Origin of the sequence: uncultured Agrobacterium sp., assembly GCF_913777885.1 — a bacterium.
Classification (GTDB): domain Bacteria; phylum Pseudomonadota; class Alphaproteobacteria; order Rhizobiales; family Rhizobiaceae; genus Agrobacterium.
In genome coordinates this window covers 355,237-375,380 of the sequence record NZ_CAJYTV010000017.1, presented here as the reverse complement: position 1 = coordinate 375,380, position 20,144 = coordinate 355,237, and the positions used below count along the sequence as shown (strand labels likewise).

At 58.0% G+C, this 20,144-nt stretch carries 16 protein-coding genes and 1 rRNA gene; 12 read left to right on the top strand and 5 right to left on the bottom strand.

Annotation, left to right across the window (positions count from 1 at the left end; all coding sequences use genetic code 11):
- A 16S ribosomal RNA gene (locus QZ869_RS16860) occupies nt 1–63 on the bottom strand; the annotation flags it as partial.
- 615 nt (nt 64–678) lie between these two features.
- Between QZ869_RS16860 and QZ869_RS16855 the strand changes: the two genes are divergently transcribed.
- The 5 genes from QZ869_RS16855 (at nt 679) to QZ869_RS16835 (ending at nt 8,413) form a co-directional block, all read left to right on the top strand.
- Nucleotides 679–1,629, top strand: a complete 951-nt coding sequence (locus tag QZ869_RS16855; protein WP_296106058.1) for a phosphoribosylaminoimidazolesuccinocarboxamide synthase — start codon at nt 679–681, stop codon at nt 1,627–1,629.
- A gap of 2 nt (nt 1,630–1,631) precedes the next feature.
- Nucleotides 1,632–2,291, top strand: coding sequence for a TetR/AcrR family transcriptional regulator (locus QZ869_RS16850; protein ID WP_296106055.1), 660 nt, complete (start codon nt 1,632–1,634; stop codon nt 2,289–2,291).
- 181 nt (nt 2,292–2,472) lie between these two features.
- Entirely contained in the window at nt 2,473–3,672 is a 1,200-nt protein-coding gene (locus tag QZ869_RS16845; RefSeq protein WP_296016287.1) for an efflux RND transporter periplasmic adaptor subunit, read from the top strand.
- A 58-nt stretch (nt 3,673–3,730) separates the two neighbouring features.
- On the top strand, nt 3,731–6,817 hold the full coding sequence (locus QZ869_RS16840; protein ID WP_296106053.1) for an efflux RND transporter permease subunit: 3,087 nt from the start codon (nt 3,731–3,733) through the stop codon (nt 6,815–6,817).
- A 147-nt stretch (nt 6,818–6,964) separates the two neighbouring features.
- A complete protein-coding gene (locus QZ869_RS16835; protein WP_296016290.1) occupies nt 6,965–8,413 on the top strand; it encodes an efflux transporter outer membrane subunit in 1,449 nt (482 codons plus the stop codon).
- Nucleotides 8,414–8,918: 505 nt separating this feature from the next.
- Here QZ869_RS16835 and efp read toward each other — a convergent pair.
- Nucleotides 8,919–9,488, bottom strand: a complete 570-nt coding sequence (gene efp / locus QZ869_RS16830; protein WP_296016293.1) for an elongation factor P — start codon at nt 9,486–9,488, stop codon at nt 8,919–8,921.
- Between the two features lie 248 nt (nt 9,489–9,736).
- Between efp and epmA the strand changes: the two genes are divergently transcribed.
- From epmA to QZ869_RS16815, 3 genes are all read left to right on the top strand, one after another.
- Nucleotides 9,737–10,801: an EF-P lysine aminoacylase EpmA gene (epmA, locus tag QZ869_RS16825; protein WP_296106051.1), complete on the top strand. Its 1,065-nt coding sequence runs from the start codon at nt 9,737–9,739 to the stop codon at nt 10,799–10,801.
- Nucleotides 10,798–11,850 carry a lysine-2,3-aminomutase-like protein gene (locus tag QZ869_RS16820; protein WP_296106049.1) on the top strand — a complete coding sequence of 351 codons (1,053 nt, stop codon included), beginning with the start codon at nt 10,798–10,800 and terminating at the stop codon, nt 11,848–11,850. Before epmA ends, QZ869_RS16820 begins: the two co-directional genes overlap by 4 nt.
- Nucleotides 11,851–12,240: 390 nt before the next feature.
- A complete protein-coding gene (locus QZ869_RS16815) occupies nt 12,241–12,432 on the top strand; it encodes a hypothetical protein (RefSeq protein WP_296106047.1) in 192 nt (63 codons plus the stop codon).
- Between the two features lie 331 nt (nt 12,433–12,763).
- On the opposite strand, the gene QZ869_RS16810 is transcribed toward QZ869_RS16815, so the two are convergent.
- Nucleotides 12,764–13,000, bottom strand: a complete 237-nt coding sequence (locus tag QZ869_RS16810) for an Lrp/AsnC ligand binding domain-containing protein (RefSeq protein WP_274103337.1) — start codon at nt 12,998–13,000, stop codon at nt 12,764–12,766.
- A gap of 289 nt (nt 13,001–13,289) precedes the next feature.
- Here QZ869_RS16810 and QZ869_RS16805 point away from each other — a divergent pair, with 289 nt between their 5' ends.
- Complete coding sequence (locus QZ869_RS16805) at nt 13,290–14,573, top strand: FAD-binding oxidoreductase (protein ID WP_296106045.1); 1,284 nt, start codon at nt 13,290–13,292, stop codon at nt 14,571–14,573.
- Between the two features lie 220 nt (nt 14,574–14,793).
- On the opposite strand, the gene QZ869_RS16800 is transcribed toward QZ869_RS16805, so the two are convergent.
- A complete protein-coding gene (locus tag QZ869_RS16800) occupies nt 14,794–15,507 on the bottom strand; it encodes a PP2C family serine/threonine-protein phosphatase (protein ID WP_296106043.1) in 714 nt (237 codons plus the stop codon).
- A complete protein-coding gene (locus QZ869_RS16795; protein ID WP_296106041.1) occupies nt 15,504–16,820 on the bottom strand; it encodes a serine/threonine-protein kinase in 1,317 nt (438 codons plus the stop codon). Before QZ869_RS16795 ends, QZ869_RS16800 begins: the two co-directional genes overlap by 4 nt.
- Nucleotides 16,821–17,114: 294 nt before the next feature.
- Here QZ869_RS16795 and modA point away from each other — a divergent pair, with 294 nt between their 5' ends.
- The 3 genes from modA (at nt 17,115) to modC (ending at nt 20,144) form a co-directional block, all read left to right on the top strand.
- Nucleotides 17,115–17,909, top strand: a complete 795-nt coding sequence (modA, locus tag QZ869_RS16790) for a molybdate ABC transporter substrate-binding protein (protein ID WP_296106039.1) — start codon at nt 17,115–17,117, stop codon at nt 17,907–17,909.
- A 463-nt stretch (nt 17,910–18,372) separates the two neighbouring features.
- The gene (gene modB / locus QZ869_RS16785) at nt 18,373–19,074 is read left to right on the top strand and encodes a molybdate ABC transporter permease subunit (RefSeq protein WP_062424827.1); all 702 of its coding nucleotides are present in this window, start codon (nt 18,373–18,375) and stop codon (nt 19,072–19,074) included.
- On the top strand, nt 19,071–20,144 hold the full coding sequence (gene modC, locus QZ869_RS16780; RefSeq protein ID WP_296106037.1) for a molybdenum ABC transporter ATP-binding protein: 1,074 nt from the start codon (nt 19,071–19,073) through the stop codon (nt 20,142–20,144). The genes modB and modC overlap by 4 nt, the downstream gene beginning before the upstream one ends.

Here is a 20,144-nt window from a genome sequence, read left to right as displayed (position 1 = left end):
GACTTGCATGTGTTAAGCCTGCCGCCAGCGTTCGTTCTGAGCCAGGATCAAACTCTCAAGTTGAGAATTCAATCTTAACTAAATCACGTCGTTCTGAATCGACGAGAACTCACACCCATTCTCAAATTCCCCTACACGCTTCACAGCGCGCCAGAAAACCAGCACCGAAATGCCAAAGAAAATGAGGTGTATTCTCTCATAAAACGTGACCGTCAAAGTCTATTCCAGAAACCAAAGTCTCCCCTGGTCCCGCAAGCCTCGCCGCCCACGTTTCTCTTTCTTCTCATATTCAATTGTCAAAAAACAGACACCAATCAAGTGTCAAAAAATCAAACCCTCAAGTCAACCTCGACCCAAGAGCAACAAGCATCAGCTCATCTTTTCCGATTTTCTCTAGAACAAAGGACTTCGTCGCCAGCAGCGCCGCCGCCCTCGTCAGTGAGCGGACTTATAAGAGACACACCCCAAACAAGTCAACAGACGTTTTTCAACAATTTCCACTTTCCTCGTAACGCATTGTTTTAAAACGTTAGTTTTAACCTCACCTTACGGAAGCCAGCAAATCCCTCCAACATGACCTTCCTATTTTCCCCCGTCCCAACATCGGATAGGGTTGTTTTATCGTCGCGCCATCGACTAAGGCCGGTCCAGTCATATTTGTGAGAGATAGGAAAGCCCGTGCGTATCCTGAAAGAAGCCGTCATCCCTGAACTTCCCAACTATTATCGCGGCAAGGTCCGCGAGAATTACGACTTGCCGGACGGGAACCGCATCATCATCTCCACCGACAGGCTGAGTGCATTCGACCGTATCCTCACCTGCATTCCTTATAAGGGACAGGTCCTGACTGAGACCGCGCGCTACTGGTTCGAAGAGACCAAGGACATCTGCCCCAACCATATCGTCTCCTATCCCGACCCCAATGTGGTTATCGGCAAGCGCTTGACCATCCTTCCCGTGGAGATCGTCGTTCGTGGTTATCTGGCCGGCACCACCGGTACATCTATTCTGACCCTCTATAAGAAGGGTGAGCGCAGCATGTATGGCGTGACCTTCCCGGATGGCATGAAGGACAACCAGGAACTGCCCGAGCCGATCATCACCCCCACCAGCAAGGAATTCGACGGCGGGCATGACGAACCGCTGACGCCTGCGGAGATCGTCGAGAAGAAGCTTCTCACAGAAGAGCAGTGGCAGACGCTGTCCACTTATGCGCTGGCGCTCTTCAAGCGCGGCCAGGAGATCGCGGCCAAACGCGGCCTGATCCTCGTCGATACGAAATATGAATTCGGCACGGATGAAAACGGCACGATCATTCTGGCTGACGAGATCCATACGCCTGATAGCAGCCGTTACTGGATGGCAGACAGCTATCACCACGCCTTCGAGACAGGCGCCCGCCCGGTCAGCTTCGACAAGGATTTCGTCCGCGCCTGGGTGGCCGAACGCTGCGATCCCTATAAGGATGACATTCCTGAGATCCCGGAGGAATTGGTTCTGCAGACATCTCGTGTCTATATGGAAGCCTACGAGCGCATTACCGGTCAGGCCTTCAAGCCAAATGATGAACACGCGACGCCGCTCGACAGAGTGAGACGGAACTTGGAGCCCTATTTCCCCGGAGCCTGAATGTGACCAAGGTTGCCGATAGCAATTTGACGAAAGGCGGCGAGGCGGTGGTGAAGAAGACCACCCGCCCTCGGCGTTCCGGCGAGGAAACCCGCCGCGATATTCTGGCGATGACCGACCGGCTGTTCCGTGAACGGGGTTTTTCTGCCGTCGCGATTGCCGATGTCGCCGCCGCACTCGGCATGTCGCCCGCCAATGTCTTCAAGCACTTTCATTCCAAGATCGCCCTGGTCGATGCGATCATGCTTCAACGGATCAAAGTCTTCGAAGAGAAGATGCATCTCCTTGACGAGACCCACACGCCGCATGATCGCATGCTGACGCTCGTGCGCACATTGATGCAAAACCATCGCAACGACCTGACCGACAATCCCTATATGATCGAGGTCTTCCTGCAAACGCCCAAGCGCGAGCTTTCCTGCGGCGCGCATTACCACCAGGTGCTGACACAGCAATTCGCCACCATTATCGGCGATGGCATTCAACAGGGTGTCTACCGCCGGGCAGATGCGGTGAAGGAAGCCACACTCGCGCTGACCGTGCTTTCCTGCGTGCTGCATCCCCTGCTGATTTCCCGCGAAGATGTTGGCATTTTGGCAACACGATGCGAGGATGTCGTTATGATGATTGATCGTTCACTGAAATACGCACTTGAAAAGTGACGATTTTAAATTTACGTCACTTACAACATTTCAACGCTTGGCCTGATCTGACGGGATATTTGCGTCGTTCAAGCTTTCAGACAAGATGAGTGCAAGTGCCGCCTCCAAACCGGCGGCCCAATTTTTAAAAAGACCGATCGACCGCAGCCATAGTCCTTCATACTCCAATATGAGAAAATTGATGACACGACGCCTTCAAGCCCTTTTTGCTACTGTTCTCATGGCGGGCGTCCTTTCGGGCTGCAGCGATAGCGGCGATGGCAAGGATGCCGGAGCCCAGCAGGCCAAGCGCCCGCCCTCGCCAGTCAGCGTCATCACCATGAAAGAGGGCGAAAATCCACTGACCACCGTGCTACCCGGTCGCGCCAGCGCCTATCAGAGCGCCGATATCCGCCCGCGCGTCTCCGGCATCATCCGCGAAATTCCCTACAAGGAAGGCAGCGAGGTCAAGCAGGGCACTGTTCTCTATCAAATCGACGACGACACCTACGGAGCCGAAGTCGCGCAGGCACAGGCGACCCTTGCCAAGGCGCAAGCAAGCATTCCCGCCGCGCAGGCAAATTTTGCGCGCTATGAGCGTCTGGTGAATAGCGGCGCCACCCAGATCGAGTTTGAAAATGCCAGAACCACGCTTGCGCAGGCGCAGGCCGATGTCGCGCAGGCACGCGCCGCACTCGAAACGGCGCAGATCAATCTCGACCTCACCAAGGTGCGCGCGCCCTTTGACGGCATCGTCTCCTTCACCAATGTTACCGTCGGCAACGTGGTGACGGCCAACCAGACGACGGCATTGACGACTCTGCGCCGCATCGACCCCATCTATATCGACCTGATCGAATCGAGCGCCAATCTGCTGCGCCTGCGCGATGCGATTGCCGCCGGGACCATCGGCAGCGGCGAGAAAAAGGCTGGCATTCACCTGACGCTGGAAGACGGCACCGAATATAAGCAGGACGGCAAGATCGACATGTCCGACATGGCGGTCAGCGAAACGACGGGCACGTTCTCTATCCGCGCGCTGTTCGACAACCCGAACGATCTCATTCTGCCGGGCATGTATGTGCGCGCCACGCTCGCGATCGGCAAGGAAAAGGGCTTCCTCATTCCGCAGAGAGCGGCAATGCGAAACGCCAATGGCGAACTGACGGCAAAGTTCGTTGGCGCGGAGAACAAGGTTGAAACCCGCACCTTCCCCAACAGCCGCCAGTCCGGCAACTCGTGGCTGGTGACGGAAAACGTCAAGGATGGCGACAAGCTGATCGTCGACGGCTTTCAGTGGATCACCGAGGGCGTGACCATCGCGCCAGTCGAAGCCACTATCGACGATCGCGGCATCGTGGTTCCGCAAAAGCAGGCCCAGCCTGCTGCGCCCGCCAAGTAAGACCGGCATTATCCAAATGTCCGGTTCAACTGTTCAATTCAGATAAGGCGCAGTCCAGATGGCTCATTTCTTTATCAAGCGCCCTGTTTTTGCCTGGGTCATTGCCATCGTCATCATGCTTGGCGGCGTCCTGGCGATCTTCACCCTGTCGATTTCGCAATATCCCGATATCGCGCCGACGACGGTGCGCATCAGCGCGTCTTATAATGGCGCGAGTGCCGAGACCGTGGAAAAATCGGTGACGACCGTCATCGAAGACGGAATGACCGGCCTCGATGACCTGACCTACATGACGTCGACATCATCGACCGGCAGCGCCACCGTCACGCTTACCTTCGGCAACAGCATCCTGCCGGACATTGCCCAGGTGCAGGTGCAGAACAAACTTCAGCTCGTTCAGTCGCAGCTTCCAGATGTGGTCCAGCAGCAGGGTATCGAAGTCAGCCGTTCAACCTCGTCGATCCTGATGGTCGGCGCGCTGATCTCCACCGATGGCAAGCGCAACTCCGCCAATCTCGGCGACGTGTTTTCCACCCGCGTCGAAGACCAGATCAAGCGCCTCGAAGGTGTCGGCAGCATCAACGTCTTCGGCTCCGAATATGCCATGCGTGTCTGGCTCGATCCCTACAAGCTGAACAAGTATCAGTTGACGACCGCCGATGTAACCGGGGCGATCCAGAGCCAGAACACCCAGGTTTCGGTCGGTTCGCTCGGCGCACAGCCCTCCGTCAAGGGTCAGCAGCTGAACGTTACCGTCACGGCACAGAGCCAGTTGACCACCGTTTCCGACTTCGAGTCCATCATCCTGAAGGTGGAAAAGGACGGCGCCACGGTTCGCCTCAGCGATGTGGCCCGTGTGGAAATCGGCCAGGAAAGCTATGGCGGCGATTCCCGCTCCAACGGTCGCCCTTCCGCTGGCTTCGCAGTGAACCTTGCGACTGGCGCGAACGCACTGGACACCGCAGCCCGCGTCAAGGATGCGCTGACCAGCGTCGCAGGCTCGCTGCCAGAAGGCGTGGTCATCGAATATCCTTACGACACCACACCCTTCGTCAAGCTGTCGATCGAGAAGGTCGTCCACACGCTTATCGAAGCCATCGTGCTGGTCTTCGTCGTTCTGCTCGTCTTCCTGCAAAACCTGCGCGCCACCTTCATTCCGATGATCGCCGTGCCCGTCGTTCTGCTCGGCACCTTCGGTGTGCTGGCGTTGACCGGCTATTCGATCAATACGCTCACCATGTTTGCCATGGTTCTGGCAATCGGCCTTCTGGTGGATGACGCGATCGTCGTCGTCGAAAACGTCGAGCGCATCATGTCGGAGGAAGGTCTCTCCCCGGTCGAGGCGACAGAAAAGTCGATGGGCGAAATCACCGGTGCAATCATCGGTATTGCGCTGGTCCTGACTGCCGTCTTCATTCCCATGGCCTTCTTCGGTGGTTCGACCGGTATCATCTATCGCCAGTTCTCCATCACCATCGTTTCGGCGATGCTTCTGTCGGCCGTTGTCGCCATCGTGCTCACACCAGCGCTCTGCGCCACGATGTTGAAGCCGGTCCATGCCAAGAAGGAGCGTGGCCCAGCCGCCTGGTTCAACCGTAATTTTGATCGCACGACCGATCGTTATGTCGGCAGCATCGGCCATCTTCTGAAGCGCCCGGTTCGCGTCACGATCCTCTTCCTCATCGTGGTGGGCGGCTGCGCCTGGTTCTTTACTCGCCTGCCAAGCTCCTTCCTGCCGCAGGAAGACCAGGGCGTGCTCCTGACCATCGTGCAGCTGCCGACAGGCGCCACGACAGAGCGCACCAATGAGGTGGTGAAGCAGGTGGAAAGCTATTTCCGTGAGAAGGAAGCAGGCAATGTCGAGTCCGTCTTCGGCGTTCTTGGCTTTAGCTTCGGCGGCTCTGGCCAGAACAATGCCATGGTCTTCACCAAGCTGAAGGACTTCTCCGAGCGCACCGCACCGGAAGCACATGCCGCAGCCATCGTGCAGCGCGCCATGGGCACCTTCCTGTCATTCCGCGACGCGCAGGTCTTCCCGCTGCTTCCCCCGGCGATCCAGGGTCTCGGCACCTCCAGCGGCTTCTCCATGTATCTGGTGGATAGCGGGCGAAATGGTACGGCTGCTCTGACCAACGCCTCGAAGGAACTGATCCAGCTTGCAAACGGCAATCCGAATATCAGCTCGCTACGCTCCAATAGCCGTGATGCCGAATCGCAGATGAAGATCGATCTCGACAAGGAAAAGATGGGCGCGATGGGCATCGATCTTGCCTCGGTCAACCTCATGCTTTCGACCATATTCGCCGGTCGCGACGTCAATGACTTCACCCTCAATGGCGAGTTGAAGCCGGTCTATGTGCAGGGTGACGCGCCCTACCGCATGCAACCCGACGATCTGAAGCACTGGTATGCCCGCAATGCCAGCGGCGAGATGGTGCCATTCTCCTCCTTCAGCAACGTAAGCTGGGTAAACGCCGCTCCCACCCTTGCACGCTTCAACGGCACGAGCGCCATTTCGCTGGATGGCGCTGCAGGTGCCGGTGTTGCCTCGGGTGATGCGATGAACGAGATGGAACGGCTGACTGCCAGCCTACCCGGTGGCTACACCGTAGCCTGGCAAGGCATTTCCTATCAGGAACGACTGTCGGGGTCGCAAGCGCCTATGCTTTACGCGCTGTCTATTCTGATCGTGTTCCTGTGCCTTGCAGCGCTGTACGAGAGCTGGTCGATTCCGTTCTCGGTCATTCTGGCCGTGCCGGTCGGCGTGCTGGGGGCGGTTACCGCAGCCCACTTCCTCGGCCAGTCCAACGACGTCTATTTCAAGGTGGGTCTGCTGACGACGATCGGCCTTGCCGCCAAGAACGCCATTCTCATCGTGGAGTTTGCAAAAGAACGGCAGGAACATGGTTTGAGCCTGCTGGATGCCACGCTGGAGGCCGCAAAGCTGCGCCTGCGACCCATTATCATGACATCTCTCGCCTTCATTCTGGGCGTCGTGCCTCTCGCCATTGCAACCGGCGCGGGCTCGGCAGCGCAGAATGCCATCGGTATCGGGGTATTGGGTGGTATGCTTTCTGCAACACTGCTCGGAATTTTCTTCGTACCGTCCTTCTTCGTCATCATCAGGCGGCTTTCTAAACGTTAACAACTTTTGAAATATGCTAGCAATGCAGAAACAGGCTGATAAGAAGTATGGCAGATTCGTAAACGCTGCCTCTTCCGTCAGCACACAGCAAACATGCTCGCTTCGACTGAGAGGCGCCTCGTGCGCCGCACCAACCGGGATAACCACATGCTGTCACTTCGCGCGACCATTCCTTTGACACTGCTCCTGCTTTCAGGCTGCGTTGTCGGCCCTGACCACAAGGCGCCGGAAACCCAACTGCCAGCCAAATTCGCCGAAGGCGGTAAAACCAGCAATGGCGACATTGCGACGGTGGCATGGTGGACGGCATTCAACGACAGCCGCCTGAATTCCTACGTCTCCACGGGCCTCTCCCAGAACCTCACCGTTCTTCAGGCGATCGAGCGTATCAATCAGGCCGAATCGAACATCACGGTCGCTGGCGCAGGCTCGCTTCCGCAGCTCGGCTCGACCTTCCGTCACCAGACGCAGGGCAGCAAAGGCAGCTTGCCGAGCACCAATGAACGGGTGAGCAACACCACCAGCAACGCGTTCAACGTGTCCTGGCTGCTGGACCTCTTCGGTCGTTACCGCCGCGAAAAGGAAAGCGCCGCAGCCTCGCTCGACGCCGCTTATGCAACGGCAGACGTCCAGCGCCTGACGCTGATCTCCTCCGTCGCGTCCGCCTATATCGACGTGCGCTACTATCAGGAGCGTCTGGCAATTGCCCGCCAGAACCTTGGCTCGCGCCGCGAAACTCTCGACTTGACCAAGCTGCAGCTGGAAGCGGGTGCCGCGTCGCGTCTCGATGTCGTCCAGTCTGAAGGTCTGGTGAACTCGACGCTGGCGCAGATGCCGACGCTTGAAACCAACTACCGCCGTGCCGCCCACCGCATCGCAACGCTTCTCGGCATGCCAGCCGATTCGCTGGTTGTCGAACTGCAGCGCGGCGCGCGCCAGCCTGTGGCCCGCGCTATTCCGCGCACCGGCATCCCTGCGGACCTGATCCGCAACCGTCCGGACATTCGCGCAGCCGAGCGTCAGCTGGCCGCAGCCGTTGCCAATATCGGCGTTGCCGAAGCGCAGCTTTACCCAAGCATCACGCTGAGCGGCTCGATCACGCCAAGCTACACCCGCATCAGCGGCGGCGCACGCGGCACGTCCAATGGCTGGGGCTTCGGCCCGACCATCACGCTGCCGATCCTCGACGGCGGCGCTCTGCGCGCAGGCGTCGATATTCAGAAGTCGGTTGCCCGTGAGCAGTACCTTGCCTGGAAGCAGACCGTGCTGAACGCCGTGGAAGAAGTCGAAAACGCACTGACGGCGCTCAACCGCGACCAGCAGACCGTCAGCGCCTATCGCAAGACGGTCGATTCCTACAAGGAAGCCCTCTCGCTTGCGACCGCGAGCTACCGCGACGGCGCCTCCTCGCTGCTCGACGTTCTTGATGCACAGCGCAACGTCTCCGACGCGCAGGCAAACCTTGCCACCGCGGTTCAGCAGGCAGCACAGGATTATGTGGCGCTGAGCGTCGCACTCGGCGGCGGCTACGCCGTGGGAACACCCAACTCGGTCGCAGCCGTCAAGGTCGCGTCCAACGTGCCGAAGGGCATGTAACGATCTCACCATTCCGGTGTTTTCAAAATCCCGCGGCCTTGGCTGCGGGATTTTTGTTTGTGCTGAGGGTTGGCTCGTGATCGAACCAAGGCGTTAACCCGTGGATGGACGCGACCGCTCTTCCGTATTCTGGATGTGCCGATCACTCCCCTTGCTCTGCCGCTCTCCTCAAGGAGTTGAGATCCGCACGAGGGGCTCTTAGAGAGCCACTTCTGACAGCAGCTTGGGACAAGACGGTGCAATGGTTCGATCCACCTTGAGCGGGACATGTGCAGCAAGGGCAGAGGCGTTGAGGCTCTTCTCGGGGCTTTACCTCAAGAGTTGAAGTGGGCTGACACAACAAGCCAACCTCTTCCTAAAGCAGATGTGTCGTTTTAGGCGAGCCAGCACTTGCCCGGGGGCCGAGGATACAGCTCTTCCAACCATGGCGTCGCCCCACCTCCCCCAAAAACAAAAAAGCCCCGGATCGCTCCGAGGCTTCTCGATCTCAAATACGTGCTCGCACTTAGTTCTTTGCGCGCTCGACGTAGGAGTTGTCTTCGGTCGCGACGACCACGCGCACACCGGCGTCGATATGCGGCGGGACCATGACGCGGATACCGTTGGAGAGGATCGCAGGCTTGTAGGAGGACGAAGCCGTCTGGCCCTTGACGACCGGCTCTGTCTCGACGATTTCCAGCGTCACATGGCGCGGCAGCTCGATGGCGAGCGGAATGCCTTCGTGAATGGACAGAACGCAGGTCATGCCTTCCTGGAGGTAGGCCTTCTGGTCACCCATGGTTTCGGCATCGACGACCACCTGGTCGTAGTTCTCCGGGTTCATGAAGTGGAAGCCTTCGCCGTCCTCATAGAGGAACTGGAAGTTCAGGTCTTCGACGAAAGCGCGTTCGACCTGCTCGGTCGTGCGCCAGCGCTCCGATACCTTCACGCCGTCGACGATGCGGCGCATGTCCACCTGGGTCACGGGCGTGCCCTTGCCGGGGTGGAAGTTATTGGCCGTGAGCACGACGTAGAGCTTGCCCTCGACTTCGAGAACATTGCCCTTGCGGACGGATGAGGCGATAACCTTGACCATATGATTTCCTTGTAACTCAATGAAATGCGTCGTAAGGACGGCGCGGCTGCACTGACCCGATGGACGTTTTGTCTGTTTTCTGGGGCGCAACTACCTTAATTCCGGGAGAATTGCCAGCCTTTCAGACACGCGAAGCGAAAACTGTCATATGGTTTTCAAACGGGCGGCGCTGAAACAGACATTCAACCGGTGGATTAGGCAGCGTTGCCACGCACCTTGGTCAAGAGAGACAGCGGACAGACGGGCAGATGAGCACGCGCGCAGACACAACCTCATCCTGGTGGCAACCGGACGTCCATATGGACCGCCGGCCCTTCCTGATGGGCCGCAATGCCATCCAGCGCGCTTTCCGTTCTTTCTTTGCCGATCGCGATTTCATCGAAGTGGATACCGCCACCTTGCAGATTTCGCCCGGAAACGAGGCGCATCTGCATGCCTTCGCCACGACGGGCATCACCACGAGTGGCGAGAACGCGCCCCTTTACCTGCACACATCGCCGGAATTTGCCTGCAAGAAACTGCTGGCCGCCGGTGAAACGCGCATTGCCTGCTTTGCCCATGTCTATCGTAACCGCGAGCGCGGGCCGCTGCACCACCCAGAATTCACCATGCTGGAATGGTACCGCGCAGGCGAGACCTATGAGAGCCTGATGGCCGACAGCGCCGAGCTTCTGGCGCTCGCCGCAGACACGGCAAAAACCAAACGCTTTGCCTATCGCGGACGCGAGATGGACCCATTTCTGGCGCCGGAGCGGCTCAGCGTCGCAGAGGCATTTCAGCGCTATGCGTCAATCAACCTGCTGGCGACGGTATCGCCCAATGGCGAGAACGACCGCGACCATCTGGACCGGCTGGCAAAGGCTGCGGGCATCCGCACCGCGCAGGATGATAGCTGGGCCGATATCTTCAGCCGCATCATCGTCGAGAAGGTGGAGCCGGAACTCGGTTTTGGCCGTGCCACCATACTGGACGAATATCCCGTGAGCGAAGCCGCCCTTGCCCAGCGCTCGCCGCGCGATGGCCGCGTGGCCGAGCGCTTCGAGCTTTATGGCTGCGGCGTGGAGCTTGCCAATGCCTTTGGCGAACTGACCGATGCCGGAGAGCAGCGCCGCCGCTTCGAGATCGAGATGCAGGAAAAGAGCCGCATCTATGGCGAGACCTACCCGATCGATGAGGAGCTTCTGGCAGCACTCACCATCATGCCGGCGGCGAGCGGCATCGCGCTTGGCTTCGACCGGCTGGTGATGCTGGCAACCGGCGCGCCGAGAATAGACCTCGTGATGTGGGCGCCCGTCGCGGCCTATGGATCATGACGACACGTGCGCTGAAATCGGCTGACGATCTGTTCGGTGCCGGTCTGATCGACCAGGCGGCACTTGAGCGTGTGCGCCCGGTGGCGGAACGCTACGCCGTGGCGCTGACGCCGACAGTGGCGGCGCTGATAGAGCCTGCCGATCCAAAGGATCCGATCGGCCTGCAATTTATCCCGAATGAGGCCGAGCTCTACCAGACAAACGAGGAACGCGCCGACCCGATCGGAGACGAGGCCCACAGCCCCGTTCCGGGCATCGTCCATCGCTATCCCGACCGGGTGCTGTTGAAGGCCGTGCATGTCTGCCCGGTCTATTGCCGCTTCTGCTTCCGCCGCGAAATGGTGGGGCCGGGAGGCAATGGCATGATGAGCCCGGAAGAGCTTACCGTTGCCTTCGACTATATCCGCTCCCGCCCGGAAATCTGGGAAGTGATCCTGACCGGCGGCGATCCGCTGGTGCTTTCGCCGCGTCGTCTGCTCACGATCATGCAGGGCCTGCACGCCATCGCGCATGTAAAGATCGTGCGCTTCCACACCCGCGTGCCAGTGGTGGATCCGCAGAAGATCGATGCCGATCTGATTGCAGCGCTGAAGGCCAGCGGCAAGACGACCTATGTGGCGCTGCATGCCAACCACCCGCGCGAGATGACGGACGAAGCGCGCGCCGCCTGCGCAAGGCTGGTCGATGCCGGCATTGCCATGGTAAGCCAGACGGTGCTGCTGAAGGGCATCAATGACGATCCGGCGGTGCTGGCAGAGCTGATGCGCAGCTTCGTCGAAAACCGCATCAAGCCCTATTACCTGCATCACCCCGATCTTGCGCCCGGCACCAGCCACTTCCGGCTAAGCATCGAAGAAGGCCAGCGGATTGTGTCGGCCTTGCGCGGTCATGTGTCGGGTCTGTGCCAGCCGACTTACGTGCTGGATATTCCAGGCGGCCACGGAAAAGCCGTCATCGGTCAGAATGCGGCGACGAAACAGGCCGAGGGTTGTTACGCCGTCTCCGATTTCAACGGGAACGATCACCTCTACCCGCCCTCGGCAGATTAAACGGGCACGAAATCTTCGGCGTTTCCGGCGCTTTGATACAACCAAGCCGGATAAACAAAAATTTCACATTTCCGCCCCCGTCCTGTCATCATAAAGAAAAATATTCTACCTATATTGATAATCATTGATTCCGAGGCAAAACCGGGATATCAGTGATTCAACTGGAGAGTGATTCTTCGGTATTCCGGGTCAACACGAGCAGAGGAGAGTGTCATGTCGAAATTTATGCGCATTGCCGCGCTCCTGGGTCATCGGATCTCGAATGCCGGGCACAAATCCACGTGTTCCCGCTGCTGTCGAATGTGGTGACTTTTTAAGTCCCCTCAAATTTTCAATTCATTCAATTCGACATTTATGCTGTGCGATCAAGCCACAGCGGGAGTATGCACCATGCAAAGGCAAGTCATCGAATTCGCAGGCGAACCGGTCGGTATCGTCGTACCGGATAACAACCGGCTGAAGTTCATTGCCGTCAAGTTCCACGTCCATGATCTGGACGAGCAGCGCTTCGACAGCGCCGAGGATGTGCGCGTTGCCATCCGCAACCTCGTGCGCAACCGCAACGTGGCAGCGCTGGTTTGAGCCCATCTTCAGCCTGTTACGAAACCACATTTGAAAAACGATAAAGGCGATGCCCGTTCAACCCGGCATCGCCTTTTGATTTTCAGCCAGTATTTTTCAATCACGACACCGAATAAGTTCTTCGGCCATTTCCTCCACCCTAAACCGCGAGACGTTCACCTCCGCGCGACGGTGCGATGAGGTTCAATCCCTTCTCTCCGTCATCCTCGGGCCTGACCCGAGGATCCATGTTTTCAGGCACTTATGGGTGGGGTGATAGATCCTCGGGTCAAGCCCGAGGATGACGAACGAGAGGGTGTCGCTCCCTCCTCCGCGAAAACACCCTGCCTTCTCAAAACGCCGTAAATGTCAGCGTCGTCAGCGAGCGCACAATGCCCGGAATACTGACGATGTTATCATTGATGAATTTGCCGACATCCTGCTCCGGGCCAAGATAGATTTTCAACATGAGATCATACTCGCCGCTGGTGGAATAAAGCTCCGACACCAGTTCGGTCTTGTAGATAGCGTCCGCGACCTCATAGGTCTTACCGGGTGCGCACTGGAGCTGAACGAAGATGGGCTTCATGACTGGTCTTCCTCGCCAAAAGGCTGATGTAAGCGTGGCGCAGTGGGGCAAAAGCCGCCGCCTGCGCGTGTGTGACACACTATTGGCTGAGGCAGACCGCTCTTTCAAGCCTTTGGCGTTGCACGATCCCATGGCAACGCTGCCCGCTACTATTCCCGCCCGGCATGAATTGATGACGAGATGTCGATGGTCAGCGGTGAAGCGCCGCGATAGAGTTTTCGCCAAAGGGCGCTTCTTCGCGCCCAACCGCCTGCCCGGCAACGCTGCCTCATGATTGTGGATGCCTCCGATGTATAACGATCCCCGCTCGCATGGCCTTTGGGAAAAGACCGCTCCGCCACCGCCGCAAACCAGCGCGCTGGAAGGGAATGTGACGACGGATGTGGTGATCGTTGGCGGTGGCTTTACCGGCCTTTCGGCCGCCCTTCATCTGGCGGAACGCGGCATCAAGTGCATCGTGCTGGAAGGCAAGGAGATCGGCTTTGGGGGCGCTGGCCGCAATGTCGGCCTCATCAATGGCGGCATGTGGGTTATGCCGAAGGAACTGCCCAATGTGCTGGGCCCGGTCCATGGCGATCGCCTGCTGGACCTTCTCGGCAACGCACCCTTCCTGGTGCGCGAGATCATCGAGAAACACGAGATTGCCTGTGAACTGGAAAAGAACGGCACGCTGCATTGCGCCGTCGGCGAAGCGGGGCTGACCGAAATTCGCGAGCGCTGCGATCAATGGGCCGCGCGCGGCGCGCCGGTGCGGATCCTCAGCGCCGAGGAGACCGCAAGACGGGTGGGCACGAGCGGATACACAGGCGCGCTTTTGGATGAACGCGCAGGAACGCTGCAGCCGCTTGCCTATGTACGCGGGCTGGCAAACGCCGCACTGAAGGCGGGCGCCATCATCCACACGGCAAGCCCGGTGCATGCGACGGAAGCGAATGGCGAAGGCTGGACGGTGCGCACCGATCGCGGCTCCGTTTCGGCGAACTGGATCATCGTGGCAACGGAAGCCTATAGCCAAGGCCCGTGGCAGATCATCCGCGAGGAGCAGGTCTACCTCCCCTATTTCAACTTCGCCACCCGCCCGCTCGGCGATAATCTCGCCAAGTCCGTTCTGCCCGGCCGCGAAGGCTGCTGGGACACCAAGGAAATCCTCTCCTCCTTCCGCATGGACAAGGCCGGCCGCCTCGTCTTCGGCAGTGTGGGCGCACTGCGCAACACGGGGGCTAGCGTCCACCGCGCCTGGGCAAAACGCTCGCTCAAACGCCTCTTCCCGCAGCTTGGCGATGTGGAGTTCGAATGCGAATGGTACGGCCAGATCGGCATGACCGACAACGCCGTCCCCCGCTTCCACCGCTTCGCCAAAAACGTCGTCGGCTTTTGCGGCTACAACGGCCGAGGCATCGCGCCCGGCACCACCTTCGGCAAAACACTGGCCGCCCATGTGGCCGGCGAGATCAGCGAAAGCGACCTGCCACTGCCGGTTTCAGAGCCCAAGGCACAGAGTTTTCGGGCGCTGAAGGAAGCCTATTATGAGGCGGGGGCGCAGGTGGCGCATTTTGCGGGGGAGCGGTTTTAGTTAGCTGTCTATTGCGCGAGCGAGCAGGGAAACAGTCAGCTTTAGCGCAGGTACCCGCTCTTAAGATCGGCTGAGCAATTTGGATAAAACTATGGTCGCTTGACGTTTCCCTACTGCTGTCGGTTCAATTTCTGACCGGTGGATCGCGTGACGGGACCTGCAAAATTAGCGCGACTAAGGAAAAGGTCTCTTCAGCGGGTGGTGAGCTTCACATTCGTTCCTAGTCCACATAAATCACAGCAATAGAAAAGTTGTCGATGGCCCCTCGCTCGTTGATTGCGAGGCGGATTTTATCTACAAGATCGCTGGGATTAGGTGAAACTAGAGCCATCTTCTGCAACTCCCTTAATAATATAATATTGTGAACTCCGTCAGACGTGAGAAAGACGCGATCACCTGGGCGAATTTCGAGAGAAAATGCTTCAATCCGGGGCTCGTCCTTGTCTCCCAGAGCACTCTCTAGAATATGCCGCCTCTGATAAGTAGCAAGTTCATCTTTGGTAAGCTTACCTGCTTCGAAAAGCCTTTGCCCCTCGGAATGATCTCGAGTTAGTTTCTTAATTCCTTTTCCTCTGGCTATAGCCGCCCTACTGTCTCCGCAATGAACCCCAATTAATCCTTCGGTGGTTAAAGCCACTGCTGTTAACGTAGTGGCCATCCGTTTTTGCCGTTCACCTGATTGTTGCGCGCTACGGATTTTGCTGTGAGCATCGCGGGCAGCGGCGATCAGTGTCTCCTCTGTCTTTTCCTTGTCGTTTAAAAAGGCTCGAAAACTCGCCACTGCAAGCTGCGAAGCAATGTCACCACCTCCCATACCTCCGAGACCATCCGCAACGCATGCCATAGTAACATCCCCAGAGAGCCAGCAGTCCGCCGTGTCCTCATTTACGACACGCGGTCCGGCGTCACTGAGCACCGAGTGAGTAATTTTCATGCACATAAGTCCGCTAATGCATTGACTAATCTAGGGTGAAAGCTGGTTCTTTTGAAATCGATCGAGTTTTCAAGATGCGATATCTTTCGGCAGACCTTGTTTTTCCCTTCAATATGAAACTTCACTACAAGACGTTTGGCGAGGTTTTCGTCCATATCGATGGCGCACGCGCGAACGAATTTACGCTCTACGTACCATCGATTATGACTTGTGCCCAACTCCAGTAGGGCCATTAAGCACTCAACCTTGGCTTCGAAGCCACAGTTTTGAAAAAATACCTCGACACGATTAGCGATCGCATCGGTTAGATCAAAGTTGAAGGATGTTCCGCAGACCCAGTCAGCAAAAATCAAAGCGAGCCGATTTGCTGCAGATGAGGAATCCAGGCACGCACTCTCGATACGGTCAGCCGTGAGCCGGCCACATATGGCTGAAATATCTGAAGTAGTGGCTTTTTCTTCAAGGTAATCAGCTAGTCGCTCCCATGTCGCGGGATCAGGCGATTCCGACGCACTTAGGATAGCTAGGAAATCTTCGGGTGCATCGCTGAGCGTTGCGGCTGGCTCGTATTCCACCGTTAGTATCGCGTCAAGTACCGCTTTGGCAGAGGGAAATCGTTTAGCGGGATCATCTTTTGTACAAGCAGACAGAATGGAGCCAAACTCACCTTCTTCCTTAATCTCACGAAAGGGCACCCTCGCCTCTTTGCCGACCATGTCGTGCAAAATACATCCAAGTGAATACACGTCAGATCGCGCAGAAGCCTTTCTCAGATCGTTAGCAATTTCTGGGGCCGTGTAATAGTCGGAACCCTTCCCCATGCCGGATTTAGTCAGCTCGGAAAGATTTGATTCCTTCATCGAGATAAGTCCGAAATCGCTTATAGAGTAGGTGGGTTTATCGTCTATTGTGTACCTGAGGACGTTCTGTGGTTTCAGATCTCGATGATAGATCTCCATCGAGTGTATTTCCTCAAGTGCCGATACGATATCGCTGATGGCTGCGACGAAACTTCCTCCAAGGGTACGATCGGCAGACAGATCGTCGTCTAGGCTACTTTCTGCCAGCGGCATCAAGTAAAACGGCGGAGCTGCGTTCAAATCACTCCCTACAATAGGGACTATGTTTGGATGGCTTATCGCCGACTGGACCTTAACTTCTTTCGCAAATCGCCTGAGAACGTTTTGCAGAAGCGCATCGGACAAGGGTTGGTTTTTTGCAAACTCCTTTCTGGCCAATCGGCTACCATCTTCCATTTCTATAAGATCGACGTTTCCAAACCCGCCTTGGCCAATGCGCTTGATAACTTTCATTTTTGACCCCGTGGTAACCCCATAAAGGCTCTTGAATAGGCCAAATTACTCATCAAAAACACCCTTAGAATCTCTCTACGCGGGAAACAGAAGAGATAACCTAGGAAGAATCCTCCACACCGCTCAGTGGTCATCACAGCCAACCAGACGAATCGATGCCAAAGCCCTGCCGGAAGAAGTCTTTGGTACTCATCGAGAACTCTACATGCTCAACCGCTATATCCTTGCAAACATAACCCTCATCCATTACCATCGATATATCCAACCAGATATCTCGCTTGAGGGGCAGCCATCATGACACTTCACCGTCGCATCATTCTGAAAACCGCAGCATGGGCCATCGCCGCCGCGTGCCTTGCGGCACCCGTCTTTTCCTCCACGGCGCTGGCCGCCGAGAAGGTTACCGTTTTTGCTGCGGCCAGCATGAAGAATGCGCTGGATGCGACGAATGCCGAATTTGCCAAGGAGAGTGGCGATGAGGTGGTGGTGTCCTATGCGGCAAGTTCGGCGCTGGCGAAGCAGGTGGAGGCGGGTGCGCCGGCGGATGTTTTCATCTCGGCGGATCTGGCCTGGATGGATTATCTGGCGGGCAAGGGGCTGATCAAGGCGGACACGCGGAGCAATCTTCTGGGTAACCGCCTCGTTCTGGTTGCGCCTGCGGCAAGCGCGAAGCCGGTGGAGATCAAGCCGGGGTTTGATCTTTCGGCTCTTATCGGCAATGGCAAGCTTGCCATGGGAGCGGTGGATTCCGTGCCGGCGGGCAAATATGGCAAGGCGGCGCTGGAGAAGCTCGGGGTTTGGTCCGCAGTTTCCGGCAAGGTGGCGGGGGCGGAAAGTGTGCGCGCAGCGTTGCTCCTGGTCTCGCGCGGGGAAGCGCCTTATGGCATCGTCTACCGGACGGATGCGGCGGCCGATCCCGGCGTGAAGATCGTCGGCACCTTTCCGCAAGATTCGCATCCACCGATCATCTATCCCGTCGCGATGCTGAAGGATGCCAAAAGCCCGTCAGCGGCCGCCTATCTGGAATTTCTGAAATCGGCCAAGGCAGCGCCCTTCTTCGAGGCCCAGGGCTTTACGGTTTTGAAGTAAGGGAGAGCTTGCAAGGTCTGAAACAGCGCGATGGGCTGTCAGAGCCGCATCATCGCGTCGGCTCTGATCGCGTTTGCGTCGAGACGCTGATCGGCTTTGCATAGAACGTGTCGCGATCTTTCAGATTCGCTGCCTACGCTCTAGGCCTTTGTTTTGTCGCATGTGGTGATCGCAAAGCCGCTGCATAGTTTTGCGTGGACCATGCTTCAGAACAGGCATCGGAACAAATCCTTAAAGCAAATCGCGCAAAGTTGCTCAGCGGTTTGCGAGAACGATAGGCGGTGAGATCGCAAGCGCCGGTCTCGCAAAGGTGGGGAACGGCGTTGCGCACCCCGGCGCCTAAAGCATGTCGCGCAAAAGTGTGCAGCGGTTTTGCGACAACGACATGCGACAAAACAAAGACCTAAAGCGTAAGGAGCGACTCTGAAAGATCGTGACGCGCTTTAAAAACAGGAATGGCAGTTTGGACTGGTTATCGCTGAGTGCGGAAGAATGGACGGCGATACGGTTGAGCCTGTGGGTCTCGACCGTTGCCATGCTGGCAAGCCTTCCCTTCGGCATTCTCATTGCGCTGGCGCTGGCGCGCGGGCGCTTCTTTGGCAAGTCGCTGCTGAACGGCATCGTGCATCTGCCGCTGATCCTGCCGCCGGTCGTCACCGGCTTTCTGCTGCTGATCCTCTTTGGCCGCAAGGGTGTGATCGGCGCGTTTCTCGATCAGCATTTCGGCATCGTCTTTTCCTTCCGCTGGACGGGTGCGGCCCTTGCCTGCGCCATCATGGCCTTTCCGCTGATGGTGCGCTCCATCCGTCTGTCGATCGAGGCGGTGGATCGCAAGCTGGAGGAAGCGGCGGGGACGCTCGGCGCAAGCCCGCTCTGGGTGTTCCTGACGGTGACACTGCCGCTCACCCTGCCCGGTATCATTGCCGGCATGATCCTCGCCTTTGCCAAAGCGATGGGCGAGTTTGGCGCGACCATCACCTTCGTCTCCAACATTCCCGGCGAAACGCAAACGCTCTCAGCCGCGATCTATAGCCTCACACAGGTGCCGGGCGGGGATGCGGGCGCCATGCGCCTGACGCTGGTGGCGATCGTCATTTCCATGGTGGCGCTGCTGGCGTCGGAATTTCTGGCGCGCATGGTCAGCAGAAGGGTGGCCGGGCAATGACGCTGTCCTTCTCCGCCCGCCACAGGCTGGGTAGCTTCACGCTGGATGCGGCCTTTACCGCAGACAAGGGCGTGACTGCACTTTTCGGCCGCTCCGGCTCCGGCAAGACCTCGGTGATGCGCATCATTGCCGGGCTGACGAAGCCGGATGAGGGGCGGATCGAACTGGATGGCGCGGTGCTGGCCGATCGGCAAAAACGCATCTTCACGCCCGCGCATAAAAGGCGCTTCGGCTATGTGTTTCAGGAAGCACGGCTTTTTCCGCATTTGAGTGTGGAGCAGAACCTGCATTATGGCCGCTGGTTTTCTGGTACCGGTGCGGACGCTGCCGCCGTCTCTCGCGTGGTCGAGATGCTCGGCATAGGCGCGCTGTTGCAGCGGCGGCCGGAAAAGCTCTCCGGTGGCGAAAAGCAGCGGGTGGCGATTGGCCGGGCTCTGCTCTCCTCCCCCCGCTTGCTGTTGATGGACGAGCCGCTGGCCGCCCTCGATGAGGCGCGCAAGGCCGAGATCATTCCCTATCTGGAGCGGCTGCGCGACGAGACGACCATCCCGATCCTCTATGTCAGCCATTCGGTGAGCGAAGTCTCGCGCTTGGCAGACCAGGTGGTGGTGATGAAGGATGGCCGGATCGATGCCGCTGGCCCGGCCTCGGACATCCTCTCCCAGCCCGCCTTCAGCACCTATCTGGAGCGGCGCGAAGCAGGCAGCATTCTCTCCGGCACGGTGGAGGCCTTCGATGCCGCACATCGGCTGGCGACCGTTCGGCTCGGTCAGACAACACTTCAGGTGCCCGCGCAAAGTGCCGAGCCCGGCAAGGCGGTGCGTGTGCATATTCCGGCGCGAGACGTGATGCTGGCGACGGTGCGACCGGAGGGCTTGAGCGCGCTCAATATTCTCGAAGGCCATGTTACAGGCATTACGCTTGCCGATGGCATGGCACTGGTGCAGGTGGCGTGCAGCGGCACATTGATCCAGTCGCGGGTGACAGGTCTTTCCATCCAGCGGCTGTCGCTCGAAGCCGGAAGCCCGGTCTTTGCCATCGTCAAATCGGCGGCACTTGATCCGTATTGA

Coding starts and splice junctions, on each gene's coding strand:
- QZ869_RS16845 (WP_296016287.1), top strand. CDS start 2,473: ATGACACGACGCCTTCAAGCCCTTTTTGCTACTGTTCTCATGGCGGGC.
- QZ869_RS16840 (WP_296106053.1), top strand. CDS start 3,731: ATGGCTCATTTCTTTATCAAGCGCCCTGTTTTTGCCTGGGTCATTGCC.
- QZ869_RS16835 (WP_296016290.1), top strand. CDS start 6,965: ATGCTGTCACTTCGCGCGACCATTCCTTTGACACTGCTCCTGCTTTCA.
- efp (WP_296016293.1), bottom strand. CDS start 9,488: ATGGTCAAGGTTATCGCCTCATCCGTCCGCAAGGGCAATGTTCTCGAA.
- epmA (WP_296106051.1), top strand. CDS start 9,737: ATGAGCACGCGCGCAGACACAACCTCATCCTGGTGGCAACCGGACGTC.
- QZ869_RS16820 (WP_296106049.1), top strand. CDS start 10,798: ATGACGACACGTGCGCTGAAATCGGCTGACGATCTGTTCGGTGCCGGT.
- QZ869_RS16815 (WP_296106047.1), top strand. CDS start 12,241: ATGCAAAGGCAAGTCATCGAATTCGCAGGCGAACCGGTCGGTATCGTC.
- QZ869_RS16810 (WP_274103337.1), bottom strand. CDS start 13,000: ATGAAGCCCATCTTCGTTCAGCTCCAGTGCGCACCCGGTAAGACCTAT.
- QZ869_RS16805 (WP_296106045.1), top strand. CDS start 13,290: ATGTATAACGATCCCCGCTCGCATGGCCTTTGGGAAAAGACCGCTCCG.
- QZ869_RS16800 (WP_296106043.1), bottom strand. CDS start 15,507: ATGAAAATTACTCACTCGGTGCTCAGTGACGCCGGACCGCGTGTCGTA.
- QZ869_RS16795 (WP_296106041.1), bottom strand. CDS start 16,820: ATGAAAGTTATCAAGCGCATTGGCCAAGGCGGGTTTGGAAACGTCGAT.
- modA (WP_296106039.1), top strand. CDS start 17,115: ATGACACTTCACCGTCGCATCATTCTGAAAACCGCAGCATGGGCCATC.
- modC (WP_296106037.1), top strand. CDS start 19,071: ATGACGCTGTCCTTCTCCGCCCGCCACAGGCTGGGTAGCTTCACGCTG.